Here is a 22,538-nt window from a genome sequence, read left to right as displayed (position 1 = left end):
TTCCTGCACAAAGACGAAGGGCATTGGCTGAACGGTCAGCCGGAAGCGGAAGACAGGGAAAGTTTTCAGGTTGGGAGCAGATGGTTCAAGCCGAATTATCATGCACATATCGTTTTCGACTGGATGAACCACGAAACCGGAAAGAGCCGAAAGCTCAATGACGAGGATATGGTAACCATGCAGACCCTTGCTTCCGATATTCTCCTGATGGAACGTGGGCAGGCAAAAGCTGTTACAGGCAAAGAGCATCTGGAACGAAACGACTTCATCATTGAGAAGCAGAAAGCCGAACTGCAACGTATAGAGGAAACCAAGCGACACAAGGAGCAACAGGTAAGCCTTGCCGAACAGGAACTCAAACAGGTAAAATCGGAGATACGCACCGACAAGCTCAAAAGTGTAGCCACTGATGCAGCCACAGCCATAGCAAGTGGCGTCGGTTCTCTTTTCGGCAGCGGAAAATTGAAAGATTTGGAGCAAGCCAACGAGAGTTTACGGCATGAAATAGCCAAGCGTGACAAGGGCATTGATGAATTAAAAGTCAAGATGCAACAAATGCAGGAACAGCATGGCAAGCAGATTCGCAATCTTCAAGAAATACATCATCAAGAACTTGAAGCCAAAGACAAGGAAATATCACGATTGAACGCCATTCTTGAAAAAGCGTTCAACTGGTTCCCATTGCTCAAAGAAATGTTGAGAATGGAAAAACTCTGCTATGCCATCGGATTTACCAAAGACATGGTAAACAGTCTTTTGACCAAAAAGGAAGCTATCAGATGCAATGGAAAAGTCTATTCCGAAGAGCATAGACGAAGATTTGAAATAAAGAATGATGTTTTCAAAGTGGAGAAAAGTTCGGTTGATGATAACAAATTGGTGCTGACTATAAACCGACAACCAATCAGCGAATGGTTCAAAGAGCAATGGGAGAAATTAAGGCAAGGTTTACGACAATCAACGGAAGAATCAAGAAAAAGTAGAGGATTCAGAATGTAATATTGATAGTATTTGATTGTATCTCAATAAAATTAAATATCTTTGTAAGCGGATTGAGACAACTCTGTCCAAGACATATTAAAATTTAGAAGAAGCGTTATGCTTATTTCTTGCGAATGAAAACCTGAGAAACTTTCAAACGTGTACAAGAATAGCATAGTGGTTCTCACGCTATAGCGTGGGCTGCTATTGTTACATCTGTACACAAAGGTTTTCTCAGGACCTTCATTCAAAGACGTGGCATTACAGTTCCACGCTTTATAATTTAATATTATCTTTTCTTGGATATTGAGAAGAATAATAAATTTTATATTTGATATTAGATGATTATTGTATATGTAATCTAAAAGGTTATACTTTAATTAAATACTCTGATTGTAGAATAAATTTAATTGTAAAATGAGAAGAATGAAATTGCTTATATTTTTTGTGTGTTTGATATGTACTATTCCTTCGTTCTCACAAGATGATTATGACAGAAGTTTGAATGAATTGGAAAAGGTAAATGATTTATTGTTAGATGCTTCTGCATCTTTTTTGAAATTTCCTAATAACCATAGCAACACAATAATTGTATTTAATCAATTAAAGGAATTGAATACAATATATAAAGAAATACAATCTAACAAATATGAAGTTCTTTCAAAATGGGATAATTATAAAGTGAGACTGTTTTATGATACGACAGATAAAATGCAAGCCATTGCAGATGCTTTTGAAGAGTTATTAAGAACTATTGCAGGATATACTTCTAGTGGTATTGAGGGAACTGTAATGGAAGTATTATTGGAGCCTCTTTTTGATGAAGCTGGTTGGGAGAAAAGAATACTTAACGTAACATGTCCTGATGCCTATTTTGTAGAATATTCGTATGAAGATTTTAAAATGATGTTTGTAAAGAGCACTCGCCCAAGAAATGATTATATGAATAATTGCTATCATAATATTGAAGTGACATTTACGTATGAAGGACCATATGGTGCTGGAGGGTCTTATTATGTTGGTGGAAATAAATATAGAATGATTCAATTTAAAGATAACGAAAATGTTTCTTATCGTAAAGTTGTAAAAGCCAAATCTATTCGTAAATAAATGTAATTGTAAAGATGAAGAAAATTTTTATTGGTATTTTAGTATTAATATTCTTTCCTATAGCTTACTATTTCTTGCACTTGCATGTTTTACAGATGTCAGAGAGTTATGTGGAAAAGAAAAAGAACACTTTACAGAAGGAGTTCTATGATAAATTAAATGAATATTGGGCAGGAGAATCTCGTTTGATGTATTCAGAAGAGTATGGCAGTACGTCTTATGTTCCTATGGATATGGATGCAGTTCAGTTTATTGATAATAGGAATGAAAAAGATGCAACTTTCTATAGTTCTGTTGAAAGGCTATTCCCTTATGACAGATTCCCTCTACTAACATCAACAATGTTCAAATGTTTAAGGCCGGGGTGTTTTAGGGAGTTATATGAATTGAATGCAGTAAAGAATATGCCTTGGAGGGCCTTCTTGCTGAAATATCAAGAGAAAGATAAGTTTCAGATGTTTATTTTTAAACCAGTAGCTGTAGGGTACTTACAATCTTCATATAATTTGAGAGATTGGAGACCTTCTTTAGATGAGAGTTGTACTAGTGCACTTGAGTACCTTATAAAAGAAGATAGAAATTATAAGGATTGCTATAATCAAAATAACAAGAAAACAATTAATAAAATTTTAAGTCTTTACAATCGCTATTACTACTTGCAGACAGAAGGTCATTATCAAAACTTTGAAGACAATAATTATGTAAATTTTGAAAATATAAAACTCTCACCTAACCCAGAAGGCGAACCGTTATGTGGGCATCGAATAAATTGGATTTATAATGGTTTTTATCGTGTGTATTATGATACATATCCACTGTTGACTTATGAAGTCACATTTAATCATCTAAACTATAATAATGATAAAGAAACTTATTATACAGAGCACTTCTTTGTTGTCAAAATTTGCTTTTGGACATTATTTTTTATACTATTTGTTTATTTGTCATATCTAATATATCGTTTTTCAAAATATCGTTCAACAGCGAACAGCTTAAGTTCTAAAATTAATATAGAACCTGATATATCGTATTTATATAATGAAATTATAACGAAAGCTAATCCTAAAATGTTTATAGAACCTTACCAGCCTAATAAGTTAACTACTGCAAATGAAATTTATTCAGAAGCTTTGAAAAATAAGCATAATAGGGATGTTTTAAAAAAATTGTTAGATAGAATAAAGAAAGAATTATGATTAAGTATATAGTATTTATGTTTGGACTACTTTTGTTTTCTTCATGTAATGAGAATGAAAGTGAGAGTTTTATTACAAAAGAAATGAAGAACTATATAAGTAATAATGTAGATGGTTCTTATGGTTTCTTTGAGCGTAATATGGTAAAGGAACATATTGATAGTTTCAGTTGGAAATCTGACATATACAGAATTCAACGCCAACTTTATATGTATGCAAGCCAAAGAAGAACTATATTGGCAAATAACTATGTTCCTCTTACTAAAACTACAGGATGGCTATTTCCAAACATCTTTGAATCGAATTTTGAAAAGCCTCAAGGATATGCTAAAAAAATTAAAGAGTCATATATTACAGAAGAAGAACGCGAAATCTGTGATTATATATATTATAGTGAATCAGTTCCTAAAATTCGAAAAATGATAAAAGATTTGGAGGAAGAAGAATTTCATGGTGACAGAATATATTATGCTTGCGGTTATCGAACTGCTTCTGGAGCAATTGTCGATAGACAATTTGTTTTATATACAAATGGCGAAAAGAATTTTATTGAAATATTTGAATTAAAATACAATTATGAAATGTTACGTGATTTTGTTCAGCATAATTTAAATGTTGATTTAGAGGAATCTTATATACAGACTTTGCTTGCAAAGTATAAGGCAATAGAAAGTGAAGATAAAGAAAGTCAAAATTCTTTTTTAACTATACCAACTTCAACCATTTCAAATAAATATAGTGCAATATTTAGACGACTTGAAAAGTATTAATCCTAAAATGTAACATTAGACCTAATGCTATTTAAAAGTTATGTTAAATACTAATAAGTGGAAATTTCATTTATAATTTAGATATATTATGACAGCACAATGTAGAGAACGATTAATTTATAATGGTGAAGAATATTATCTTGCGACAGAGCCATTAGCTTCTTATCTTATTAAGCATGATATAAGGTTTATTGCTTCACATACGGCGTGCTGGAGAGGGTATATAGGTTCTTGGCTTATTGAGGATAATAAATTATATCTTGTTGATTTGAAAGCTAATATATCTGAGGGTAATAAAAAATTTGGTGCAGATAAAGAAGTTGGATTAGATTTTTTATTTCCCGGACAAACAAAAGTCTTTGCGAATTGGTACTCAGAAGTTATACGTATTCCACATGGCAAAATGATGAAATATGTACATCAAGGATATGCTTCACTGTATGAAAAAGAGCTTTTCTTAAGATTTGAATCAGGAATTCTTGTAAGCTATCGTGAAGAAGATAATACTCATTTCTATGCCAATAAAAAGAGAATGGAAGAAAGAAATATGAGTGATTTATGCGAAGCTATATTTGGTGTAAAACTTCAGAAAAAAGGAAATTGGCTACATAATTTGTTTAGACATTTACATAAACTATATAGAAGATAAACATAAAAAATTAGCTTCAACTGTAATAATGGAAAGAAAGGCAGAATTCAGTTATAAGCATTCTTCTACTTTCTCAATATTCCAGCCACTTTCTATTTTGTAGAAATATACAATATATCTAACATTATTAACAGTAACGATAACATATCCTTTTTCCGGTACACCTGTTATACCGTAAGTCTGAGCAATCAAAATATTTGCTTTATGATAAATTTGCACCAAGTCCATATTAAACTTTTTTTAATTCTACACAAAGTTACCCAAATTCGTAAATAGTAATTCTTTGCTTAATATAATATCAGAACATAAAACAGAATCCTTTCTTTTGCGAAGCTTTAAACCTTTCAATCTCCAAAGAAAGCGACTTCTTCAACTGTCCTGCCATAAACAACAAGAACAACTGATTGGTTTCTTCATCTTGGCATTGACGTAAGGAAAGGATATAGGCTTCTCTATCTTCTTTAAATATTTTGGTCGGAAAAAGGTGATAGCAAAATTGGATGTAGTTCATCAATAATCGAGCCGTTCTTCCGTTGCCATCCACCCACGGATGAATAGTTACTAAATTAAGGTGGGCATTAAAGCTCAATTCGTATTGTTCCCGAAATGTTCCCATTTTCTTTTGCTTCTCTTGAAGAATCGCACAAAGTTCATCCACCTTAGCAGGAACTTTCAAATAGTTCATATAAGAATGTCCGCCAACACCAGCCGTAACACCACATAGACGGAACTCTCCTTTAGAAGAATCAAAAGAGCCACCCATCACACTGTGAACGCTGCCAGTAGTACGCATCAGCATTGCATTCATCCTTTTCAGAAAAGTAGGAGTTATAGGTACAAGGCTGTCTGATTCAACTTTGGCAAGTTCGTACGCTTGCTTCAAATCTTCATTCATCAGATGATGCACAAGCGGTTTCCCTTTCGCTGTTACTCCCTCGTCAAAGAGAAGCTGCGTATCAAGTTCGGTCAACGTTGAGCCTTCTATGGCTGTGGAATGGGTAATGAGAGAATAAAGGTAGTACTTGTCATAGTCCACCGCTTCACTGATACCAAGTTTTTGAAACTTCTGGTACAACAGTTCTATTTCTTGCCAAACACCTTGTTCCATTACTTTTATTTAATAGGCTTTATTTCTTTTCAAAGGTAACTTATTTACTACGTTCAACCAAAAGAAATAATGACTTACTGCTATATTTTTTGCACGTGTGGGGAAAATGTGGGGAAAATTCAAGCAAAAGAAAAAGCTAAGTATTGAATTATCAATTACTTAGCTTTTTTCTTAGTACCCAGACCCGGGGTCGAACCGGGATGGAAGTGAATCCACTGGTGTTTGAGACCAGCGCGTCTACCGATTCCGCCATCTGGGCGCATACTTGATTTCTCAATTGCGGTGCAAAGATACGACATTATTTTGATTCCACAATAGTTTGGCAAAAAAAAGGAGAAAAAAATAATAAAACATATCTTAAACACTTCTCTATTCAGAGAATAAACCGTACATTAGCAGAAACTTTAAAATAGAGTCACTATCATGACAAACCAGGATAATTATTGCGTGATTATGGGTGGCGGCATTGGAAGCCGCTTCTGGCCGTTTAGCCGCAAAACATTGCCCAAACAATTCTTAGATTTCTTCGGAACGGGCCGTTCACTTTTACAACAGACTTTCGACCGATTCCAAAAGGTTATCCCAACAGAAAATATTTTCATCGTTACCAATGCAATGTATGCGGACTTAGTGAAGGAACAATTGCCCGAAGTGAACGAAGAACAGATTCTGCTGGAACCCGCAAGACGAAATACCGCTCCGTGTATAGCATGGGCCGCTTACCACATCCGGGCACTGAACCCGAACGCCAATATCGTAGTCGCTCCTTCAGACCATTTAATTTTAAAAGAGGATGAGTTTCTTGCCGCTATCGAAAAAGGACTTGATTTTGTTTCACGCTCGGAAAAGCTACTGACATTAGGTATTAAACCCAATCGCCCGGAAACAGGGTACGGATATATACAAATAGACGAACCCGCAGGAGGAAACTTCTATAAAGTAAAAACATTCACAGAGAAACCGGAACTGGAATTAGCTAAAGTATTCGTAGAGAGCGGAGAATTTTATTGGAATTCCGGCCTATTTATGTGGAATGTAAATACAATCATCAAAGCAAGTGAAGATTTACTGCCTGAATTAGCTTCCAAACTGGCACCGGGAAAAGATATTTATGCCACCGACAAGGAGAAAGCATTCATCGAAGAAAACTTCCCAGCATGTCCTAATGTATCCATCGACTTCGGCATTATGGAGAAAGCGGATAATGTGTATGTATCATTAGGAGATTTTGGCTGGTCCGATCTTGGAACTTGGGGATCACTTTATGATTTATCGGAAAGAGACCCGGAAGGCAATGTTACGCTGAAGTGCCATTCACTTATATATAATAGTAAAGATAATATGGTAGTACTTCCGAAAGGCAAACTGGCCGTTATCGATGGACTGGAAGGATTTCTGATAGCCGAATCGGACAACGTTCTTTTGATTTGCCGCAAAGATGAAGAACATGCCATCCGTAAATATGTAAACGACGCCCAAATGCAACTGGGCGATGATTTCATTTAATAACACGCAACCTGACGCCGGAGCCAAAACCGGATAAGACCATACAAATAGTGAACGGTGAACAAACTGCATAATTGATTGCAGAGAGTTCACCGTTCACTGTTTATAATCGAAAAACTTTGTGTGTCTTTAAATAATCATGAGTCTCTAAATAATCTCTATACCCTGCTCTTTACAAAGTTGTAGTCCCAGATCTTTCAATCTGAACTTCTGAATCTTTCCACTACCCGTCATCGGGAATTCATTCACAAAGAAAATATATTTCGGAATCTTATAACGGGATATCTTATTTCTGCAGAAATCACGTACATCGGCTTCCTGCATTTGTACTCCTTCCTGCAAAATAATAAATGCTCCGACTGCCTCACCATACTTTTTAGAAGGAATACCAGCTACTTGAACATCTTTCACTCCATCAAGCTTATAAAGAAACTCTTCTATTTCGCGCGGATAAATATTCTCGCCACCACGAATAATCATATCTTTGATACGTCCGGTAATCCGATAATTTCCATCTTCATCCTTAATACCCAAGTCGCCGGAATGCAAGAAGTTGTTTTCATCAAGCACTTCCGCCGTTGCTTCCGGATTCTTATAATATCCTTTCATGGTATTATAACCACGGTTACACATTTCACCTTGTACCCCAACCGGACATTCTTCACCTGTTTCAGGATCAATCACTTTCACCTCCGTAAATTCGAAATCATGTCCTACCGTATTACAACGTACATCGAACGGATCATCAATACGGGTGGCCGTCATACCGGGAGCGGCTTCTGTCAATCCGTAGACACTAGTCACCTTCATATACATTTTCTCTTCTACCTGCTTCATTAGTTCGACAGGACACAGCGAACCCGCCATAATACCTGTACGAAGACAAGACATATCAAAGAGATCGAACATCGGATGATGCAACTCGGCGATAAACATAGTCGGCACACCATAAAGAGCCGTACAACGTTCTTTATGAATAGAGGCCAGCACAACCAACGGGTCGAAACGTTCTACCATCACTTGTGTACAACCATGAGTCAGACAGTTCATGGTAGCCAATACTACCCCAAAACAATGGAACAACGGAACGCAACAACAAAGTTTGTCATCTGCCGTGAACTTCATGTGTTCCCCCGTCAGAAATCCATTATTGGCGATATTATAATGTGTCAGCATCACCCCTTTCGGAAAACCGGTAGTGCCCGACGTATATTGCATATTTACCACATCGTGACAATCCACTTTGCTTTTTAGTTCGTTCAAACGGTCATCTTCCACATTATCTCCCAACAGCAGGATCTCCGTTGTATTATACATACCACGATGTTTTTCCTGACCTACATATACTACATTTCGCATATATGGAAAGCGTTCGCTCTTTAAATGTCCACGCTCACAAGTCTTCAATTCAGGAAGCATCGTGTATGTCATCTGCACAAAATCACTATCCTTCTCACCATTCACAATACAAAGCGTATGCATATCCGAGTTCTGGCAAAGATACTCCAATTCCGATTGCTTGTAGTTCGTATTCACTGTAACATATACCGCACCAATCTTCGCGCAGGCATATAGCAATGTCAACCAATCGGGAACATTAGCCGCCCAGATACCCACATGAGTACCACGTTCCACACCAATGGCAATAAGCCCTTTTGCCATATCATCCACACGACGGTTCAACTGACTCCAGGTAAAACGGAGATTTCGGTCGGAATATACGATATATTCCTTATCGGGAGTCTCTTCAGCCCAGTGTTCCAGCCACTGCCCCAAAGTACGATCAAATAATTGCATGTAATTATACTTAAGTCTTGGTTCCTACTATTTCATTAAATCGGTGTGTAAACTACTGCCAGGATTTTTGCAGCCTGTCCCTCATAAGCATGTACATGATGAGGAACAATGGAATCATAATAAATACTATCACCCTCTTCCAGCAGATAGGTGTTCTTGCCATAGCTGATTTCCATGATACCTTCCATAACCATGATAAACTCTTCTCCTTCATGAGAAGAAAGCACGAAGTCAGTATCTTGCGTCGGCATCACATCGATAATAAACGGTTCCATGTGACGGTCCGCCTTTGACTTGGACAACGAGTGATATTCCATGTGTTTGCGAGAGTGAATCGCATTATTGGAAAAACTGATCGCATCCTTGGCCTCTTTCTTACGGCATACGACCGGTCCGACTTCATCCTGATCATCAAGGAAAGTACCCAGACGTACTCCCAACACACGCGCAATCTTAATCAGCGGTGCGAGAGAAGGTATATCAATGTTATTCTCAATACGTTCAACCTGTTCGATAGCCAAACCTGAACGTTGCGCCAACTCTTCTATGCTTATTGATTTATCTTCGCGGAGGGCTTTAATTTTCTCGCCAACAATCTTACTTGTATCCATTTTGAAAGCATTTTAGTTATCAAAGGTGATAAATTATAATAATTAAGCTGCAAAAATAGCAAAATCTTTAGATGAACACAATTATAACCGAAGAAAATACGACTATCAGGAAGAAAAAGAAGAAACTAAAAAAAAGCCGTTCCTCTATCATGAGGAACGGCTTTAAATCTTTTCGCGACAAGTAGATTACTTACGCAAACCGAGCTCTTTAACAATAGCACGATATCTTTCGATATCTCTTGCTTTCAGGTAGTCGAGTAAGCGACGACGCTTACCTACCAACATTGTTAACGCTCTTTCAGTACTATAATCTTTTCTGTTGAGCTTCATGTGCTCAGTCAGGTGAGAAATACGGTAGGAAAACAATGCCACTTGGGCCTCAGCTGAGCCGGTGTCAGTGTTAGACTTTCCGTACTTTCCGAAGATTTCTTGCTTTTTAGCAGCGTCTAAATACATAATTCTTAGAATTTTAATTGATAAATTATTCTTTTGAGCGTGCAAAGATAGGCATTATCTTTATATCACACAACGATTTACAAGAAAAAATTGCTATCATTGCGCATATTTCTAATCCTATTTTCGTACCTTTGCAGCCAAATAATAGGTATTATATGCAAAATATTCGAAACATTGCAATCATTGCCCATGTTGACCATGGGAAAACAACGCTGGTTGACAAGATGCTATTGGCCGGAAATTTATTCCGCAGCAACCAAAATAGTGGTGAACTTATCCTGGATAACAACGATTTGGAACGTGAACGTGGTATAACGATTCTCTCCAAAAACGTATCCATCAATTACAACGGTACAAAAATTAATATTATTGATACTCCGGGACACAGCGACTTCGGTGGTGAAGTAGAACGTGTATTGAATATGGCCGATGGCTGTATTCTGTTGGTAGATGCCTTCGAAGGTCCGATGCCACAGACTCGTTTCGTACTGCAAAAAGCGCTCGAAATCGGTTTGAAACCCATTGTGGTAGTTAATAAGGTAGATAAACCTAACTGCCGCCCGGAAGAAGTTTACGAGATGGTTTTCGACTTGATGTTCAGCTTGAACGCAACGGAAGATCAGTTGGACTTCCCCGTGATTTACGGTTCCGCCAAAAACAACTGGATGAGCACCGACTGGCAACAACAAACTGACAGCATCACTCCGCTACTGGATTGTATCGTCGAAAACATTCCGGCACCGCAACAGTTGGAAGGTACTCCCCAGATGTTGATTACTTCTCTGGATTATTCTTCTTATACCGGTCGTATTGCCGTAGGTCGCGTACATCGTGGTACATTAAAAGAAGGTATGAATATAACGCTTGTGAAACGTAACGGCGATATGTTCAAGAGCAAAATTAAAGAACTCCATGTTTTCGAAGGTTTAGGCCGTGTGAAAACAAATGAGGTTTCTTCCGGTGACATCTGCGCGCTGGTAGGTATTGACGGATTCGAGATTGGAGATACAGTTTGTGATTTCGAAAGTCCGGAAGCACTGCCACCCATCGCAATTGACGAACCGACCATGAGTATGTTGTTTGCTATCAACGATTCTCCTTTCTTCGGTAAGGATGGTAAGTTTGTGACTTCACGCCACATCCACGACCGTCTGATGAAGGAACTCGACAAGAACCTGGCTCTCCGCGTAAGAAAGAGTGAAGAAGACGGTAAATGGATTGTTTCCGGCCGTGGTGTACTCCACCTTTCTGTATTGATTGAAACAATGCGCCGCGAGGGATATGAATTGCAGGTAGGTCAGCCACAGGTTATCTTCAGAGAAATCGACGGTGTGAAATGCGAACCGATTGAAGAGTTGACCATCAACGTACCGGAAGAATATTCCAGCAAGATTATTGATATGGTTACCCGCCGTAAAGGTGAAATGGTAAAGATGGAAAATACAGGCGAACGCATCAATCTTGAATTCAATATGCCTTCACGCGGTATCATCGGTTTGCGTACCAATGTACTGACGGCTTCTGCCGGTGAAGCCATTATGGCACACCGTTTCAAAGAATATCAGCCGCACAAAGGAGAAATTGAACGTCGTACCAATGGTTCTATGATTGCTATGGAAAGCGGAACAGCTTTTGCTTATGCCATCGACAAATTACAGGATCGCGGTAAGTTCTTTATTTTCCCGCAGGACGAAGTCTATGCAGGACAGGTAGTAGGCGAGCACTCTCACGACAACGACTTGGTTATCAACGTAACCAAATCGAAGAAGCTGACGAATATGCGTGCTTCCGGTTCGGATGACAAAGTACGTCTGATTCCGCCTATCCAGTTCTCACTTGAAGAAGCACTGGAATATATTAAGGAAGACGAATATGTAGAAGTTACTCCAAAGGCAATGCGTATGCGTAAAGTGATTTTGGACGAAATCGAACGTAAACGTGCCAACAAGAACTAACCATTCTTTCATTAATATTATAATAGAAATCCCGGTGAAACGCTGTGTTTTACCGGGATTTTATTTTTTTCTGCAAGTATCACAAGCATTACTAATACAACAACAATCCTACCACACCCGCCAGACAAATCAACAGGATAGGGTGAAGATTCCATTTCCATGTAACCAAAAAGGCTGCCGCAAAAATACCGATACTTTTATAGTCCATAAAATTTTCTCTATTCATCATAAGTAATGCAGCCGAAGCAATCAAAGCAACCGACATAGGTAGCAGTCCGGACATAGCCGCCTTAATATACTTGTTATCCTTGCACTTCGCAAAGAAATAAGAAATGAGCAACACCAGAATAAAAGAAGGTAAACAAACCGCTACCGTAGCCAGCACCGCTCCCCACACGCTTTGCGTTACCGCATACCCTACATAAGTAGCACTATTGATACCAATCGGCCCCGGAGTCATTTGCGAAATCGCCACCACATCCGTAAACTGTTGGGGAGTCAGCCAATGATGAATATCCACTATCTCATGTTGAATAAGGGAAAGCATCGCATATCCACCTCCAAAACCGAACATACCTATTTTAAGATACACCCAAAGTAACTGCAAATATATCATACCTCTTTATTCATTATTTTTTCTTTCAACCACAATGTATATACCAATCCTCCCAGAATTCCTGCCAATACAATATAAATAGGAGACAGTCCAAACTGCCAAATCAAAAGAGTAGCTATGGCAGGAGCAACCAACTGAAGGTATTTCAGTTTCAGAGCTCTTACAGCAGAAATACAAGGAAACAAAATCAACGCTACCACGGCAGGACGTATTCCATTAAAGATGCGAATCATCACTTCATTATCTTGAAACCGTGCAAAAAACATGGCTATCAGCATCATAATAACAAAGGAGGGAAGAATCGTAGCCAAAGCACATACCAGGCTCCCACCCACTTTATACAACTTATATCCTACAAAAATAGAAATATTCACAGCAAACACACCCGGTAGTGACTGCGTCAAGGCAAACATCTCCATGAATTCTTCCTTACTCATCCACTGTTTGGCAACGATCTCCCGTTCAATTAACGGAATCATGGCATAACCGCCACCAATAGTAAACATTCCAATCTTCGCAAACGTCACGAACAATTTCAAATACTCTAATACCATTCCTACTTTCTAATTTTCCGATATTTTCTATTTACTGTCTAATAAGTCCTTTAGTCACATCATATTCAACCCGATAGCTACGCCCCTTCACTGTTTTAAAAGAAAGAGTCTTATCAGCATACTTTATCACACAGTTTCCTCCCGCATTGGAATGAACCACAGCTTCTTTCAGCTGATTATTCTCCCAAACCATAGCCACTTCAAAATTCCCCTTTGCACAGATACCACTGACAGAGCCTTCCTTCCATGCATCCGGCAAAGCAGGCAGCAACTGAATAAAACCCATATGACTTTGAAGCAACATCTCGGTAATACCGGCTGTTCCGCCAAAGTTTCCGTCAATCTGGAAAGGCGAATGTGTATCCCACAAATTATCCAGCGTACCGTTCTTCAACAAATTGCCAAACAAGGTATAAGCATGATTACCATCATGCAAACGCGCCCATTGATTCAACTTCCAGCCCATGCTCCAACCGGTAGCCCCGTCACCACGATGCACCAGTACTACTTTAGCGGCTTTCGCCAGTTCGGGAGTGGTGACCGGAGAAACCGTATGCCCAGGATGCAGTCCGAACAAATGATTCACATGCCGATGCTCGTCTTTCGGATCATCAATATCTACCGACCATTCCATCAACTGACCATACCGCCCTATTTTATAAGGAACGAGATTGGCAAGCACATGCTCCCACTGCTTACGTTCTTTCTTATCTACGCCCAACACTTTACTCGCCTCGATTGCATCCAGCAAAATCTCACGTACAACGGCATGTACAAAGGTAGCACCCTGATCGATAGGGCCATGCTCCGGCGAAGTAGATGGAGCAGCCGTATATGTTCCATCCGGTTTATGCCACAAATAATCGACAGCAAAGTCCGCACTACTTTTTATCAACTCATACCCCGTTTCTTTCAGGAATTTCAGATCTCTTGTATAATCATAATACTCCCAAATATGAGTAGCCAACCAGGGACCTGCCATAGGATTGAAGTTCCACGACATATCCTGACTTTCCAACGGAGTGGTAAATCCGAATATATTGCCAGAAATAGATGCCGTCCATCCTCTGGCACCGAAATAAGATTTCGCGGTCTTTTCACCTGGTTTTACCAGCGTACGAATGAAATCGACCAATGGAAGCATACATTCATTCAGGTTGGTGGAGCAAGCTGGCCAATAATTCATCTGAATATTGATATTATTATGATAGTCCACACGCCACGGTCCATCGACATTATTATGCCAGATACCCTGCAAATTCGCCGGCATATTGCCCGGACGGGAACTTGAAATCAACAGATAGCGGCCGAATTGAAAATATAATTCTTCCAGATCATAATCCGGCTGTCCTGCCCGGTAGTTTTTCAAGCGCTGGGGAGTCGGCAGATTTCTTCCCTTGATCGCCGGATTCAGGTTCAATTTAACCCGGTTGAACAAAGCAGCATAATCATTGTAATGCTGACTAAACAAAGCAGTATACCCCTGTGACACTGCGTTATTCATCCATTCCTTGGTTGTTTCTTCCGGCTTGACACCCACATACGTCTTCGGATCTTTAAAATCCGGATCAAAGTTAGGTTTATAATCAGTATCAGCCGTAATATAAAACACAACTTCATCCGCACCTTTCACCGTCAGTTTTCCATCTGCATTAGACAAGGTTCCGCCTTTTGTTTCTGCCTGAATACGAACGACATATTTCATTCCGTTATTGTCCAGAGATGCGGAATACACTAACCCTTTATTACTGTCAGAAGCCATATTCCCGGTAGACACCGGATTAGGCGCATAACTAAAAACCAAGTTTTGTTTACCCGGTTGATCCGCACTGAAACGCATCACCATCACATTGGCAGGATAAGAAATGAAATAATTGCGCTGATAAGCCACATAATCCTTTTTAAACTGAACAACTGCCATTGCAGAGTCCAAAGAAAGAATACGTTTATAGTCACTCATTCCTATAATATTCAATCCTGTTTCTACATAAAACTCTCCCATGGTAGTAAAACTGCCGAAACGGAAAGGTGTTTCTCCGTCAGCATCATAAGACACCTCACTGTTGAAGTTTTGACGTGTCAGCATTTCAGCCTTTTCCTGATTTCCTTCCATAAATGCCTGACGTATTTCATCCAAAAGATGAGCCGACTGTTTATTGACATTCCAATAATAGTCCGCCCCTTTCGCCGTATTCGGGCCGCCACGCCAAAGCGTTTTTTCGTTAAAGGTAATACGTTCAGCTTCCACCGACCCCATGATATTCGCACCTAAACTACCATTCCCTATCGGTAATGATTGCGATTCCCAAGCAGGATCCGGATTATGACCTGCATTTCCTGCTGTTTCCGGTTTATCACCACCTTTCCACAGTTCCGGTCTTCCCCCATACCACACGGCATACCCCTGCAAAGTATTGGGAGTATCAAACCAGATGGAAAGTCCTTGGGTATAATCAGTTTCACCTGCGTAAAGTCCGGAGACAAAAAACAAGGAGTAGATAAGAAAGAAATAGAGTTTCTTCATGGTTGTCGCATTATTATTCAAGATTATTCTCTCGTATATAGTTTGTACAAAAGTAATCAAAATATGCCTTTAATAAAAATAAAATACCGTCTTAATGGGCACAATAATAAGGTGAAACTATATCAAACCGGCCAGTAGTTTTTTCACGACCCAATATCCTACCCTAGCCTCCGAAATCCCCTGCAATAGCCGATGATGACAAACAAATGCATCGTCAATAATTTCCGCTTCCATATAATAAAAACAACAGGCAGGATCTTTTTCAAATGCTTTCGCATACTCCAGGATATGAGTTGATATAAGGAAATGGCAACAAGAGAATCTTTTCAATAATTCATTGACTGCAAGAGAAGCCTCAAAAGCATCCTTAGCGTTAGTTCCGCGAAACATTTCATCCAAGACGACCAAACAACGTTTTCCTGTAAGCGCTTTTTGCATCACTTCTTTTATACGAAGTACCTCTGCCATGAAATGGCTTCGCCCGTCACGCAAAGAGTCCGGCAAATTAATAGAAGTATAAATACCTTCGTAAAGAGGACAAACCATTGACTTCACCGGGACAGGCAGTCCGCAATGCGCCAGCCAGACAGCCAAAGTCAGTGCTTTTAAAGTGGTTGACTTTCCCGCCATGTTAGAACCCGTAAAAATACTGATATTTCCCCGGGACATCACCCAGTTATTCTCCCGTACATTTTTCACAAAAGGATGAACTACATCCTCAACCGAAAAATCCATTGTTTCCACCACTTTCGGTGTACAACAGAAATTTTTCTCTTTCGCTACCCGATGAGCTGTCCGGCAGACATCCAATAAATACAAAACTGATAATAACTCTTTCAAAGACAACAAACGGGTACAGCGAAATAGATAATCGTATTTATCTATCGTATAATTAGATAGCCGCCTTTCTTCGCCAGAAGTCTGTTCCAAGACTTCACCTAATTCACTTCCGGACAAAATATCATTCACCATACGGGCTGACTCCTTCATCAATTGTGGGGCATCCTCATCCAATTCTTTCGCCCATCTCTCCAAACAATGCAGCAAATGTATTACCAATTTCACTCCCCGACAAATAACATAACGGGTTGAATCATATCTCAACAGGCGATCTATGACAGTAGCACATGACAGTAAGACGTGTGCTTCCCTGATCTGGTCGCGATAAGCCAGATAATATTCAATAAAATCCAATTCTTCTTCATTCAAAAGAAGTTCAGGTAAAGCATCCCACGCAACAGCCTCCTGCCTTTTGCGGATCATATCCAAATCACTTAACGGATACATAATCCAGTTCATCATCAATGACTTTCCTTCTTTCGTCTCTGTTCTAGAAAACAAAGAGAAAAGAAACTGCTCATTGTTTGCAGTCTCCGTTATGCTTAAATCCGCATAGGTCTGTTTGTCTGTATCCAGATACGTCATAGCTGTCTTTAAAAGTAAATAGTCTCGTTTTGACAAATATAGGAAAAAAAACTAAGCAGACAGTATTCCTTTTCATAGAAAGACACAGTATAGCAATAAAAAAGGCGGTTCGAAATCGAACCGCCTTCCATATTATATCTGATTCTCCAATTAGAGTTTCGGACCAGCAGCAACCAAAGCCTTACCAGCTTCGTTACCAGTAAATTTAGCGAAGTTCTTGATGAAACGTCCAGCCAAATCTTTAGCTTTTTCTTCCCATTTGCAAGCACATTCGTAAGTGTCGCGTGGGTCAAGGATCTTCGGATCAACACCCGGAAGTTCTGTAGGAACAACAAAATCGAAGAAAGGAATAACCTTAGTAGGAGCTTTGTCGATAGAACCGTCAAGGATAGCGTCGATAATACCACGAGTATCTTTGATAGAGATACGTTTACCAGAACCATTCCATCCAGTGTTAACCAAGTATGCTTTAGCACCAGTCATCTCCATCTTCTTAACCAGTTCTTCTGCATATTTAGTCGGGTGCAATGACAAGAAAGCAGCACCGAAGCAAGCAGAGAATGTCGGAGTCGGTTCAGTGATACCACGTTCTGTACCAGCTAATTTAGCTGTAAATCCAGATAAGAAGTAGTATTGAGCCTGTTCCGGGTTCAGGATAGATACTGGAGGCAATACACCGAACGCATCAGCCGACAAGAAGATAACTTGTTTTGCGTGAGGACCTTTAGAAACCGGTTTAACGATGTTTTCGATGTGATAGATAGGATAAGAAACACGAGTGTTTTCAGTCACGCTCTTGTCAGTGAAATCAATCTTACCGTTAGCGTCAACAGTTACGTTTTCAAGTAAAGCGTCACGTTTGATAGCATTGTAGATATCTGGTTCGCTTTCTTTATCCAAGTTGATAACCTTAGCGTAGCAACCACCTTCGTAGTTGAATACACCTTCGTTATCCCATCCGTGTTCGTCGTCACCGATCAATTTACGTTTCGGGTCAGTAGACAAAGTAGTCTTACCTGTACCAGACAATCCGAAGAAGATAGCAGAGCTAGTTCCTTCCATATCAGTGTTAGCAGAGCAGTGCATAGAAGCGATACCACGAAGCGGGTTCATGTAGTTCATGATAGAGAACATACCTTTCTTCATTTCACCACCGTACCAAGTATTCAGGATTACTTGTTCTTTAGTCTTCAGGTTGAATACTGTAGCAGTTTCAGAGTTCAAGCCCAGTTCTTTGTAGTTGTCAACTTTTGCTTTAGAAGCGTTGAAACATACGAAATCAGGTTCTCCGTAGTTAGCAAGTTCTTCAGCAGTCGGGCGAATGAACATGTTAGTTACGAAATGAGCCTGCCAAGCTACTTCCATGATGAAACGTACTTTCATACGAGTAGCTTCGTTAGCACCACAGAAAGTATCAACAACGAACAAACGTTTGCCGGAAAGTTGTTTTACAGCTTTAGCTTTCAAGTCAGCCCAAGCTTCTTCAGTACATGGTTTGTTATCGTTTTTATATTCTTCGGAAGTCCACCATACAGAATCAGCAGAAGCTTCATTCTTAACGAAGAATTTATCTTTAGGAGAACGACCGGTGTAGATACCTGTCATTACATTCACAGCGCCTAATTCAGTAACTTGACCTTTTTCAAAGCCTTCCAGACTCGGTTTTGTTTCCTCAGCGAACAAAACATCATAAGACGGATTGTGCAAAATCTCAGTCACACCTGTGATGCCGTACTTGCTTAAATCTAAATTTGCCATTTTCTTTGAATTAATTAAAATTGGTATTTTGTTTTCTATCTCTTTTCACCTTAACATGGGGAGCTTTGGATACCCCCTTGTAAATCCGGCTACAAAAGTAATACTTTCTTTGGAAAGGAAGAAGGTATTAGAGAAATTTTTCCCTAATTGAAACTCTTTTATAAATTCCTAACAATATCTGCAAACTGAATATTGCAATTTGAAAGATTATCGTTTACTTTGCAAGCCAGTATGTTATCAATACTATGAAAATGAGATTAAAATTTGATTAAAATATAATATGAAAGTAATTGATTTTGGCCAAACTAATTCGATTCTAAACCAGTACATATCCGAAATTAGAAATGTAGAAGTTCAGAACGACCGCCTGCGTTTCCGCCGTAACATCGAACGGATCGGAGAAATCATGGCTTATGAAATGAGTAAAGAGTTTAAATACTCGGTAAAGAACATCCAGACACCACTGGGAATCGCTCCGGTCAGTACACCGGACAACAATTTAGTAATCAGTACGATCCTGCGTGCTGGTCTGCCTTTCCATCAAGGTTTCCTTAGCTATTTCGACAGGGCGGAGAATGCGTTTGTTTCCGCTTATCGTAAATATAAAGATACGCTAAAATTCGATATACACATAGAATATATCGCTTCTCCCCGCATTGATGACAAAACGCTGATTATCACCGATCCTATGCTGGCAACTGGGGGGAGTATGGAACTTAGTTACCAGGCAATGCTGACGAAAGGACACCCTGCTGAAATTCATGTTGCTTCGATTATCGCCAGCCAAAAGGCTATCGATCATATAAAGAATGTATTTCCGAAAGACAAGACAACAATCTGGTGCGCAGCCATCGATCCCGAACTCAACGAACATTCTTACATTGTTCCGGGACTGGGCGATGCGGGCGATCTTGCCTACGGCGAAAAAGAATAAACGTTTAAAGATTCTTCCGATATTGCTGCGGTGAAACCCCAACCTGCTTCTTAAAGAACGTACCGAAATAAGAAGCATTGGGGAAGCCGAAGGCATTTGAAATCTCCTGAATATCTTTCTGCGTATTTTTAAGCAATGAGATGCTCTTACGAATGATAGCTTTGAATACAAGTTCCTGCACGGTATATCCGCAGATACTTTTAGAAACGGCAGAAAGATATTTAGGAGACAAGCACAATTTATCCGCATAAAACTCAACACCCCGTTCCTGCATATAATATTTTTCGATTAACTGGATCAAGTGAATAAAGACTTCATTTTTGCGTCCTCCCACTTCCCGCCCGTCATTGACGAGTTTGCGATTATAAATAGAACAAATCCTGTACGTCAATGCAAGTAGAAGTAATTTCTGCTCATAAAGTTTAAATGAATTTTCTTCCGACTGTAACACATTGTCCAATAAGGACATATACTTTACGATCTCTTCTTCCTCACCAGTAGACCAGACACAAGAAGGTTCTTCGGGAGTAAGGCGGGAATACATATACATGGAAACAACCAGATTCCCCATAATATCCCGGATCGGTTCTATCTGATAAATCAAAATCCGTACCTCCATGTCTTCCGACTCTTGCAAAACCTGAAACTCGCCGTCTTCGGGAATAAACAAACTTTCGCCTGCTCCTGCGAAATGCTTTTTCTGATTAAGCGAAAACTGGAAATTACCCTGGCGGCAAATAATCAGCCCCAGCCCTTTCATTTGGAAAGGTTTCTTCAGTGAGGGTGGAAAATTTACAAATATCCCTTCAGAGCTACATATATTTTTCCCACTTAATAAATCGCGATCAAACTGCAATAAACGATCTTGTCCGCTATCCATCATACCAATATATTAACAGATCATTATCAAAAACGACGCTAAGTTAGCAATTTTCGTTTAGGATAAGGAACAACGAGCACAAATATCATACAAATTAACCCACCATAAATTGTCCATCCCGCCATCTCTTTGAGTGCAGAGAGCGTGGCCTGCACCTGAATACGCCCTTTGGTAGATATAGCAGCCATGTTACGGGCTTCCGTCTCACTCTTTCCCTGATATTTCATACCTTGTACCGTACCAAGGAAGGAAGTGGAAGCATCCGGATTAAGCAGGTCCACATTTTGCGCATAACGGGTTATATAGTGTTGTTGCCGCTCCTGCAAAACATTTGTATAAATTGCTCCGCCGATACTCGGTCCCACAACCATACGCACAGTAAGCATAATACAGATCCAGGTGGAAAGATATTTAAAAGGCATACGTTGATTGGCATAAGCAGCCGTCAGCGCATACAGAATCATCATGCCTGTGGCACGGATGATAACTGCATATTTCAGACGCTCGTAAACTCCTGCCGTTTGTACCTCGAAATACATGAAAACAGCTGATAAAGACAGGAAGAAGAATCCCATCGCAAACAGATACTTAAAATGTAACCCTTTACCTCCCAACACCATAGCAATCACGGCACCAATAGCATAACCTACCATACACCAATTACCTAATGAAGCATTTTGCAGATTATCGAGATGCATCCCCACTCCTGCAAACACATTGACAAACATAGCACTGGAGTTTATCACCATCAATAATAAGTAAAGTAATGCTCCCATACGTATAGTACGCAGTTTGAACGCATCCAGCAAAACATAAGGCGACCGGCGCGTTACATCCATATATAGAAAAATTCCCGCAAACAGAATACTTACAGCTGTCGCCCAACGAATAGATTCGTCATCATACCAGTCGAGTACTTTTCCATAAACCAGCACATACGTGAGACAAGTCAGCGAGATGCAAAATGCAGTGACATTGCCGAACTTACGGAAATTAATAGGAAACCTTCCGGGAAACTTATAATTCGGCATGGTAATAAACAAGAGCAAAATAGAGATCAGGAGAATCCCCATCATAAAGTAATACACATATTTCCACTCATATTCAAAGGACAGCCAAGCCGTCAATGCTGTGCCCGACTGTCCTAGAATCATAAAAAACAGATAAACAGCCGGCTGACTCACACATCTTTCAATGTCCAATTTATTCCAACCGGCAGTATCTTTCGGCTCCAACCCCGGAGTAATATTGCGGGTAGCTTCCATTCCACCCGCATACCAAATAAGTGTGAACAGATTGACCATCATCAGTACCATACGCAAGAAACCCGTCAGAAGACTACAAAGCGCCAACAGAAAAACGCTGTCTGTCTTTGCACAGATATAACTGAATATATACATGAACGCAAACCCGACAATACACATCATCTTCTCCCGCCGCACACACACCAACTGATATAGGAAAGGAGCAAAGGCTGCCATACCAATAGAAGTAACAAAGTTGGCAAACTGGATATGCTCGGATATAATGCCAAGCCCGCTCATCATTTCGGTGCTATTCACCGAATAAACCCCGCCTACCGTAAGAATCGGCAGAAAGAAAAATAACAGAATGATAATACCCAACGGCTTGGGCATCCAGCTATAGAAAGGATAATTTTTAGGATAAGAGGGCATTAATTTTTGATTTATGAATTATGATTTATGAA

General features: G+C 39.5%; 20 protein-coding genes and 1 tRNA gene. 8 read left to right on the top strand and 13 right to left on the bottom strand.

The features are described from left to right. From KTR06_RS03090 to KTR06_RS03070, 5 genes are all read left to right on the top strand, one after another. Window positions 1-999 (top strand): mobilization protein (locus KTR06_RS03090; RefSeq protein WP_217289950.1); only part of this gene is annotated, 999 nt, incomplete at its 5' end. A gap of 399 nt (window positions 1,000-1,398) precedes the next feature. Continuing rightward, window positions 1,399-2,091, top strand: coding sequence for a hypothetical protein (locus tag KTR06_RS03085; protein WP_005833670.1), 693 nt, complete (start codon window positions 1,399-1,401; stop codon window positions 2,089-2,091). 14 nt (window positions 2,092-2,105) lie between these two features. Continuing rightward, window positions 2,106-3,287 (top strand): hypothetical protein, encoded by a 1,182-nt coding sequence (locus tag KTR06_RS03080; protein ID WP_004323151.1) that lies wholly within the window; start codon window positions 2,106-2,108, stop codon window positions 3,285-3,287. Continuing rightward, a complete protein-coding gene (locus KTR06_RS03075) occupies window positions 3,284-4,057 on the top strand; it encodes a hypothetical protein (RefSeq protein ID WP_004323152.1) in 774 nt (257 codons plus the stop codon). The genes KTR06_RS03080 and KTR06_RS03075 overlap by 4 nt, the downstream gene beginning before the upstream one ends. 88 nt (window positions 4,058-4,145) lie before the next feature. Next, window positions 4,146-4,706 carry a hypothetical protein gene (locus KTR06_RS03070; protein ID WP_007842044.1) on the top strand — a complete coding sequence of 187 codons (561 nt, stop codon included), beginning with the start codon at window positions 4,146-4,148 and terminating at the stop codon, window positions 4,704-4,706. A 51-nt stretch (window positions 4,707-4,757) separates the two neighbouring features. On the opposite strand, the gene KTR06_RS03065 is transcribed toward KTR06_RS03070, so the two are convergent. The 3 genes from KTR06_RS03065 to KTR06_RS03055 form a co-directional block, all read right to left on the bottom strand. Further along, window positions 4,758-4,934 carry a hypothetical protein gene (locus KTR06_RS03065; RefSeq protein ID WP_004323154.1) on the bottom strand — a complete coding sequence of 59 codons (177 nt, stop codon included), beginning with the start codon at window positions 4,932-4,934 and terminating at the stop codon, window positions 4,758-4,760. Window positions 4,935-5,004: 70 nt separating this feature from the next. Next, window positions 5,005-5,814 (bottom strand): Fic family protein, encoded by an 810-nt coding sequence (locus KTR06_RS03060; RefSeq protein WP_004323155.1) that lies wholly within the window; start codon window positions 5,812-5,814, stop codon window positions 5,005-5,007. Window positions 5,815-5,989: 175 nt separating this feature from the next. Further along, window positions 5,990-6,073, bottom strand: a tRNA-Leu gene (locus KTR06_RS03055). A gap of 164 nt (window positions 6,074-6,237) precedes the next feature. Here KTR06_RS03055 and KTR06_RS03050 point away from each other — a divergent pair. Beyond that, window positions 6,238-7,320 carry a mannose-1-phosphate guanylyltransferase gene (locus tag KTR06_RS03050; RefSeq protein WP_004317553.1) on the top strand — a complete coding sequence of 361 codons (1,083 nt, stop codon included), beginning with the start codon at window positions 6,238-6,240 and terminating at the stop codon, window positions 7,318-7,320. Window positions 7,321-7,467: 147 nt separating this feature from the next. Here KTR06_RS03050 and KTR06_RS03045 read toward each other — a convergent pair whose 3' ends face one another. From KTR06_RS03045 to rpsO, 3 genes are all read right to left on the bottom strand, one after another. After that, on the bottom strand, window positions 7,468-9,117 hold the full coding sequence (locus KTR06_RS03045; protein ID WP_087322220.1) for an AMP-binding protein: 1,650 nt from the start codon (window positions 9,115-9,117) through the stop codon (window positions 7,468-7,470). A gap of 35 nt (window positions 9,118-9,152) precedes the next feature. Next, window positions 9,153-9,728 (bottom strand): helix-turn-helix domain-containing protein, encoded by a 576-nt coding sequence (locus KTR06_RS03040; protein WP_009038953.1) that lies wholly within the window; start codon window positions 9,726-9,728, stop codon window positions 9,153-9,155. Window positions 9,729-9,914: 186 nt separating this feature from the next. Next, window positions 9,915-10,184, bottom strand: a complete 270-nt coding sequence (gene rpsO / locus KTR06_RS03035; RefSeq protein ID WP_004296393.1) for a 30S ribosomal protein S15 — start codon at window positions 10,182-10,184, stop codon at window positions 9,915-9,917. A 155-nt stretch (window positions 10,185-10,339) separates the two neighbouring features. Here rpsO and typA point away from each other — a divergent pair, with 155 nt between their 5' ends. After that, window positions 10,340-12,139, top strand: a complete 1,800-nt coding sequence (gene typA / locus KTR06_RS03030; RefSeq protein ID WP_004317549.1) for a translational GTPase TypA — start codon at window positions 10,340-10,342, stop codon at window positions 12,137-12,139. Window positions 12,140-12,230: 91 nt separating this feature from the next. Here the strand turns inward: typA and KTR06_RS03025 are convergent, their stop codons facing one another. From KTR06_RS03025 to pckA, 5 genes are all read right to left on the bottom strand, one after another. Next, window positions 12,231-12,755: a chromate transporter gene (locus KTR06_RS03025; RefSeq protein WP_004317547.1), complete on the bottom strand. Its 525-nt coding sequence runs from the start codon at window positions 12,753-12,755 to the stop codon at window positions 12,231-12,233. Further along, window positions 12,752-13,309 (bottom strand): chromate transporter, encoded by a 558-nt coding sequence (locus KTR06_RS03020; RefSeq protein ID WP_004317546.1) that lies wholly within the window; start codon window positions 13,307-13,309, stop codon window positions 12,752-12,754. The genes KTR06_RS03025 and KTR06_RS03020 overlap by 4 nt, the downstream gene beginning before the upstream one ends. 31 nt (window positions 13,310-13,340) lie before the next feature. Continuing rightward, the gene (locus KTR06_RS03015; RefSeq protein ID WP_118408212.1) at window positions 13,341-15,833 is read right to left on the bottom strand and encodes a glycoside hydrolase N-terminal domain-containing protein; all 2,493 of its coding nucleotides are present in this window, start codon (window positions 15,831-15,833) and stop codon (window positions 13,341-13,343) included. A gap of 117 nt (window positions 15,834-15,950) precedes the next feature. Beyond that, window positions 15,951-17,258, bottom strand: a complete 1,308-nt coding sequence (locus KTR06_RS03010; RefSeq protein WP_008023139.1) for a hypothetical protein — start codon at window positions 17,256-17,258, stop codon at window positions 15,951-15,953. 150 nt (window positions 17,259-17,408) lie between these two features. Then, complete coding sequence (gene pckA, locus KTR06_RS03005; protein WP_120067253.1) at window positions 17,409-19,016, bottom strand: phosphoenolpyruvate carboxykinase (ATP); 1,608 nt, start codon at window positions 19,014-19,016, stop codon at window positions 17,409-17,411. Between the two features lie 280 nt (window positions 19,017-19,296). On the opposite strand from pckA, the gene upp reads away from it, so the two are divergent. Continuing rightward, entirely contained in the window at window positions 19,297-19,950 is a 654-nt protein-coding gene (gene upp, locus KTR06_RS03000; protein WP_008023141.1) for a uracil phosphoribosyltransferase, read from the top strand. 4 nt (window positions 19,951-19,954) lie between these two features. On the opposite strand, the gene KTR06_RS02995 is transcribed toward upp, so the two are convergent. Then, window positions 19,955-20,830 carry an AraC family transcriptional regulator gene (locus tag KTR06_RS02995; protein WP_004302395.1) on the bottom strand — a complete coding sequence of 292 codons (876 nt, stop codon included), beginning with the start codon at window positions 20,828-20,830 and terminating at the stop codon, window positions 19,955-19,957. 38 nt (window positions 20,831-20,868) lie between these two features. Beyond that, window positions 20,869-22,506 (bottom strand): hypothetical protein, encoded by a 1,638-nt coding sequence (locus KTR06_RS02990; RefSeq protein ID WP_004302396.1) that lies wholly within the window; start codon window positions 22,504-22,506, stop codon window positions 20,869-20,871. Window positions 22,507-22,538 lie beyond the last annotated feature (32 nt).

The sequence above is a fragment of the Bacteroides sp. MSK.20.12 genome (assembly GCF_019052435.1).
GTDB classification, from domain to species: Bacteria; Bacteroidota; Bacteroidia; order Bacteroidales; family Bacteroidaceae; genus Bacteroides; species Bacteroides xylanisolvens.
This window is presented reverse-complemented; position numbering and strand designations above follow the sequence as displayed.

Coding starts and splice junctions, on each gene's coding strand:
- KTR06_RS03060 (WP_004323155.1), bottom strand. CDS start 5,814: ATGGAACAAGGTGTTTGGCAAGAAATAGAACTGTTGTACCAGAAGTTT.
- typA (WP_004317549.1), top strand. CDS start 10,340: ATGCAAAATATTCGAAACATTGCAATCATTGCCCATGTTGACCATGGG.
- KTR06_RS03015 (WP_118408212.1), bottom strand. CDS start 15,833: ATGAAGAAACTCTATTTCTTTCTTATCTACTCCTTGTTTTTTGTCTCC.
- KTR06_RS03020 (WP_004317546.1), bottom strand. CDS start 13,309: ATGGTATTAGAGTATTTGAAATTGTTCGTGACGTTTGCGAAGATTGGA.
- KTR06_RS03025 (WP_004317547.1), bottom strand. CDS start 12,755: ATGATATATTTGCAGTTACTTTGGGTGTATCTTAAAATAGGTATGTTC.
- KTR06_RS03040 (WP_009038953.1), bottom strand. CDS start 9,728: ATGGATACAAGTAAGATTGTTGGCGAGAAAATTAAAGCCCTCCGCGAA.
- KTR06_RS03070 (WP_007842044.1), top strand. CDS start 4,146: ATGACAGCACAATGTAGAGAACGATTAATTTATAATGGTGAAGAATAT.
- KTR06_RS03010 (WP_008023139.1), bottom strand. CDS start 17,258: ATGACGTATCTGGATACAGACAAACAGACCTATGCGGATTTAAGCATA.
- upp (WP_008023141.1), top strand. CDS start 19,297: ATGAAAGTAATTGATTTTGGCCAAACTAATTCGATTCTAAACCAGTAC.
- KTR06_RS03075 (WP_004323152.1), top strand. CDS start 3,284: ATGATTAAGTATATAGTATTTATGTTTGGACTACTTTTGTTTTCTTCA.
- KTR06_RS03065 (WP_004323154.1), bottom strand. CDS start 4,934: ATGGACTTGGTGCAAATTTATCATAAAGCAAATATTTTGATTGCTCAG.
- KTR06_RS03045 (WP_087322220.1), bottom strand. CDS start 9,117: ATGCAATTATTTGATCGTACTTTGGGGCAGTGGCTGGAACACTGGGCT.
- pckA (WP_120067253.1), bottom strand. CDS start 19,016: ATGGCAAATTTAGATTTAAGCAAGTACGGCATCACAGGTGTGACTGAG.
- KTR06_RS03085 (WP_005833670.1), top strand. CDS start 1,399: ATGAGAAGAATGAAATTGCTTATATTTTTTGTGTGTTTGATATGTACT.
- KTR06_RS02990 (WP_004302396.1), bottom strand. CDS start 22,506: ATGCCCTCTTATCCTAAAAATTATCCTTTCTATAGCTGGATGCCCAAG.
- KTR06_RS03050 (WP_004317553.1), top strand. CDS start 6,238: ATGACAAACCAGGATAATTATTGCGTGATTATGGGTGGCGGCATTGGA.
- rpsO (WP_004296393.1), bottom strand. CDS start 10,184: ATGTATTTAGACGCTGCTAAAAAGCAAGAAATCTTCGGAAAGTACGGA.
- KTR06_RS03080 (WP_004323151.1), top strand. CDS start 2,106: ATGAAGAAAATTTTTATTGGTATTTTAGTATTAATATTCTTTCCTATA.
- KTR06_RS02995 (WP_004302395.1), bottom strand. CDS start 20,830: ATGGATAGCGGACAAGATCGTTTATTGCAGTTTGATCGCGATTTATTA.